This is a genomic window from Streptomyces sp. NRRL F-5650 (genome assembly GCF_000721365.1).
Classification (GTDB): domain Bacteria; phylum Actinomycetota; class Actinomycetes; order Streptomycetales; family Streptomycetaceae; genus Streptomyces; species Streptomyces ardesiacus.
The window spans coordinates 85,476-90,545 of record NZ_JOGV01000014.1; the positions used below are offsets into that span (position 1 = coordinate 85,476).

The following is a 5,070-nucleotide window of genomic DNA, read 5'->3' on the forward strand; positions in this document are numbered from 1 at the left end:
TGCCGTCAACCGGCGAACATGCTGCGTACGGTGTCCTCGGGAAGCTCGTCGATGCGCTCGATGATCTCGGTCTCCGCGAGTTCGGCCATCTCACGCACGGTGGCGGCGGTCATCAGCTCACGCATCTCCAGCTCGAAGGGGAGGCTGCTGTTGAGGCGGGCCTTGATGCGGGAGGCCATGATCGAGTCGCCGCCCAGGTCCTGGAAGTTGTCGGTGTCACGGACGTGGTCCACGCCGAGCACCTCCTGCCACGCCTCGGCGATGAGCCGCTCGATGTCGTTGGCGAAATCGGGTGCGGCGGTGGGCTCGGCGGCATGCTCGGGTTCTGGGGCCGCCTCGGACTCCGGGGCTGGGACCGGATCGGAGGCCGGAACCGGGGCAGGGGCAGGGGCGGAGGCCGGGACCGGGGCAGGGGCAGGTGCAGGGCCGGAAGCCGGGGCCGGGGCAGGGTCGGAGGCCGGGGCAGGCCGGGCGGGCCCGGGAGCCGGGTCGTCCATGACCGGGAGGCCGTCGCTCTCGGACAGCAGCACGCTCTCCGAGAGGCGGTCCTCACGCAGCGGCATGCCGGACAGGACGCGCATCCCGCGCAGACCGGCGCGCTCCAGGGCCCGTCGCCACATGGGCACGCTCAGCAGCGGCGAGCCCGGCAGACGGTCGGTGTCCTCGAAGGTCCACCAGCCCTCCAACAGCCCGAAGGAGATGGTGAGCAGCTCGTGCAGCCGGGTCACCTCGAACAGGGCCAGCATGCCGTGCGGTTTCATCAGTGCCTTGGCGTGCCGCAGCGTCCGGCCGATGTCCCGCGTCGCGTGCAGGACGTTGCCGGCGACGACCACGTCGACGCTCGCCGCCTCGAAGCCCTGCTCCAGGGGGTCCCGTTCGATGTCGAGCTGCCTGAACTCCACGAAGGAGCGTCCGCCGTACTCCTGGGCCCCGTACTGGACGAAGCTGCTGCCCAGATCGGTGTAGTGGTACTTCAGGTGGGCGGCGTAGGGCTCCAGCGCGGCCAGCACCCCGCGGCTGGTGCCGCCGGTACCCGCCCCGATCTCCAGCAGGGTGATCCGCGCCCCGGGGTCACGGGCCAGGCGGCGGGTGACGTACTCCCGCACCGCCTGTGCCATCAGGGCGTTGGTCTGCTGCTGGTTCTTGTAGATGGCGTCCATCTGCGCGAAGGAACCGCCGGGGAACAGGACGTCCAGCGGGTTCTTGCGCCCCGAGAGCACCTCGGGGTAGGCGCTCAGGCAGGCGTCCAGCACGGTGAGCAGTGCCTCGTTGTCGGGTGCCCGGTCCAGCAGGTCACGACGGCGGGCGGGCAGCGCGTCGATCTCGGCCTGGAGGTCGTGCTCGTCGACGGCCGCCACCGTCACGGTGTCGCCGTCGACGCGGACGAAGCCCGCCTCGCCGAGCAGTTCGAGCAGCGCGTCGAAGAGACGGTGATGCCGGTCGGCGACGTTCAGCCTCGCGCGCAGCTCCGCGCGGGTGACGCGCTCCCCCGCGGTGCGCAGCGCGCCCATGTCGCGGAACGTGCTGAGCAGCGCCGTGCGGCAGATCCCGCTGAGCGCGGCGACCGTCTCCTGGTAGGCGCTCAGGTCGGGCAGGCTCGATTCCACCTCGTACACCCGCGGGCGCACCGCGACGGCCTCCTCCACCTCCGCCAGCACCGAGGGAACCGGCGCGACGGCGGGTGCGGGCGTGGCCGGCACGACGCCGGTCGGCACGACCCCGGTCGGCGCCGGACGTCCCGGCTTCAGTACGTCGGTGATCCAGTGGCGTTCCCGGGCGAAGGGGTAGCCGGGCAGCGGCACCCGGACCGGCGGGTGCGGGTACAGCAGCGCCGCGTCCACCGCCACGCCCCCCGCCCACAGGTCCGCGATCTCGGCCAGGTCGCCGCGGCCGACGGCGGCGCGCACGAGCTCCTCGCCCGCGTCGCCCACCGTGCGGCGCAGGTCCCGGGCCCGCCGCGAGTCCGTACTGTCCCGGTGGGCGGCCGGGGTGGCGCGTCCGGCGAGGAACGCGTCCAGCTCCTCGGCCAGCCGGGCGGTGTCGGGGACGACGAGGGCGAGCCGTTCGCGCTGTGCCTCCCGGCCCACGAGCAGGGTGTGCGCGATCTCGTGCAGGGCGGGCACGGGCGCGGCGACGGGAGCCGCCGGTGCCGTGGCGGGCGCGGCCACGCCGTGGGCGGAGCGCAGGTGCGCGGCGAGCGCGTCGAGGGTGGGGTGCTCCTGTCCTGCCGTCGGTGCGAGGCTCACGCCGAACGTGCGGTTGATCCGCATCAGCAGCCGGGCCGTGGCCACGGTGTCGAACCCTGCCGCCGCGAGGTCGGCGTCCGGGGCCGGGGCCGGGGCGCCGGACACGTCGGCGGCCAGCCGCGCGATGCTTTCGCGGACCTGGTCGGCACCGGGCTCCGCCACGGCCGGACGGCCCAGGACGGCCCGCAGCCGCTCGGCCGAGGCCCGCAGCCGGTCCTCGTCCCGGGCGGAGAGGACCACGAGTGCCGGACCCACGGCCGCCTCGGTGCGCGGGCGCCGGTCCCGGTACTCCTCCACCACCACGTGGGCGTTGGCGCCGCCCGCGCCGAAGCTGGAGACCCCGGCCCGCAGCGGCTGCTCGACACCGTCCACGAGGGGGCGGGTCCACGGCCGCAGTGCGGTGTTGACCCGCAGCCGGGTGCCTTCCAGCTCCAGGCCGGGGTTGATCCGGTCGGCGTGCAGGGTGGGTGCGAGTTCCCCGTGGCGCAGTTGGAGCAGCACCTTGGTGAGACCCGCGACGCCGGCCGCGGCCTCCAGGTGGCCGATGCCCGACTTCACCGAACCGACGGCGCACTCGGGCACCCCTTCCCGGGCCCGGCCCAGTGCCCTGGCGAGCCCGGTGACCTCGACCGGGTCGCCCAGCGGGGTGCCGGTGCCGTGTGCTTCCACGTAGCTCACGGTGCTCGGGTCGGCCCCGGCGTCCGCGAGGGCGGCGGTGATCACGTCGTGCTGGGCCCGGGGGTCGGGCACGGTGTAACCGCCCGTGCGGCCGCCGTGGTTGACAGCGGTGCCGCGGACGAGGCCGTGAATGTGGTCACCGTCCCGCTCGGCGTCCGCCAGGCGCTTGAGCACCAGGACGCCGACGCCCTCGCCGGGCACCATGCCGTCCGCGTCGGCTCCGAACGCCGCGCAGCGGCCCCCCTCGGAGAGGAACTCGCTCTGGCTGAGGACGAGGTACTTGTTGGGGTGCAGCGACAGGTTGACCCCGCCGACCAGCGCCGCGCGGATCTCGCCGCCGCGCAGGGCCCGCGCCGCGATGTGCACCGCGGTCAGGGAGCTGGAGCAGGCCGTGTCGACGAGCATGCTGGGGCCGGTGAAGCCGAACAGGTAGGAGACGCGGTTGGCGATCGACGCTCCGCCGGTCCCCAGTCCGACGCGGCGGCCGTCGTCGGTGGTCCCCTCGGCGGCGAACAGCGGGTACTCCTGGAACATGGCGCCCGCGTAGACGCCGACGGGGCCGCGCAGGCCGGCGCGGGTGTACCCGGCGTCCTCCAGCGCGAGCCAGGACTGCTCCAGGAAGAGGCGCTCCAACGGGTCGATGGCGACGGCGTCCCGGGGAGCGATGTTGAAGAACAGCGGGTCGAACTTGTCGACGTCGTCGAGGAACCCGCCGTACTCGCAGGAGATGTGGCCGGGTTCGCCCGGCTTCCCCCGCCGGTGCTCGGCCGGGTCCCAGCGGTCCCGGGGGACACGCGTCACGCTGTCGACGCCCGAGCGCAGGTTGTTCCAGTAGGCGTCCAGGTCCGGCGCTCCGGGGTACCGGCCGGACATACCGACGACGGCGAGGACACACTCCTCGTCCCCGGCCGGGATGCCTGTCGGGGCGGGCGTGCTCGACGCGGCCGGAACGGACACGGACGCGGGTGTCTGTGCGGGCCCGGGCACGGGGCCCGGCGCGGGTGCCGGTGGGGGCGTCTGTACGGGCCCGGGCGCGGCGACCGGCGCGGGTGCGGGCCGGTGTGCGGTCGAGGGGTGGTGGGCGGTCAGCCAGGCGGAGAGGGCCGGGACCGTCGTGTACTCGAACAGGAGGGACGGCGGCAGTGTGGCGTCCGCGCGCCGTTGCAGGGCGTTGACCACCCGCAGCAGCGCGGCGGAGTCGAGGCCCATCTCGTAGAAGCCGAGCGCGGCGTCCACGTCCTCGGGGGCCCGGCGCAGTTCACGGGCGAGTTCGGCGCGCAGCACCGGCTCCCAGCCGCCGTCGTCCCGGCCGTCCACGAGTGGCGTGGCCGGCGGGGGAACGGGCGCGGCGGCGGGCGGCTGCGGCTTGCTGGTGAAGCCGCGCAGCTCGGCCACCTGCCGCCCGTCCGGTGCGTAGAACTCGATCGTCAGGGTGAGCAGGTCACCGGCGCGGTGCACGGAGTCGGCCGGGATGCGGGCCGTGCAGCGCTCGGTGAGGGCCTCGGTGGCGCGGAAGGACTCGTAGCACAGCGGCAGGTGCAGCGGCTGGCCGGACGTGCCGAGGCTGGCGCCGTACCCGGCGGCCACCGCGGCGGCGTCGAGCAGCGCGGGGTGGGCGAGCAGGTGCGGGGCATCGGCGCGGGCCTCGTCGGCCACCTCCAGCTCGACGAGGGTCCCGGCCGGGCCGCGGTGGACCGTGCCCCGGCAGCGCATGCTCCCCTCGTGCACCAGGTGCTGGTCGCGGCAGTGCCGGTAGACGTCCGCCAGGTCCAGCACGTCGGTCGCGGCGGCCCGTTCGGCAGCGAGGTCGAGGACCCGGGGGAAGGACACGGCGCCGGTGCGGTGCACCTGTGCCGTCACGTGCTCGACGTCGCCGGAGACGAGCCGGACCCGCCAGGTGCCGGCCCGGTGCGTGTCCTCCTCGGCCTCGAGGGCGAGGGGGACGACCTGGCCCGGGCCGACGGTCAGCGGGTGGTACAGGGACAGGGTGCGCAGCTCCAGCCCGGTGTGCGGGTGACCGTGGCGGGCGAAGGCCTGCAGGATCAGGTCGACGTAGGCGAGTCCCGGAAGCAGGGCCTGCCCGCGCACGAGATGTCCCGCGACGAACGGGTTGCGGAGCGAGAGGTCGAACCGAGCGGTCAGCAAC

At 74.7% G+C, this 5,070-nt stretch carries 1 protein-coding gene; it reads right to left on the reverse strand.

From position 1 onward, the window contains the following. Positions 1-5: 5 nt before the first annotated feature. Positions 6-5,069 (reverse strand): beta-ketoacyl synthase N-terminal-like domain-containing protein, encoded by a 5,064-nt coding sequence (locus tag IG88_RS0115780; protein WP_031040677.1) that lies wholly within the window; start codon positions 5,067-5,069, stop codon positions 6-8. Between the last annotated feature and the right edge of the window lies 1 nt (position 5,070).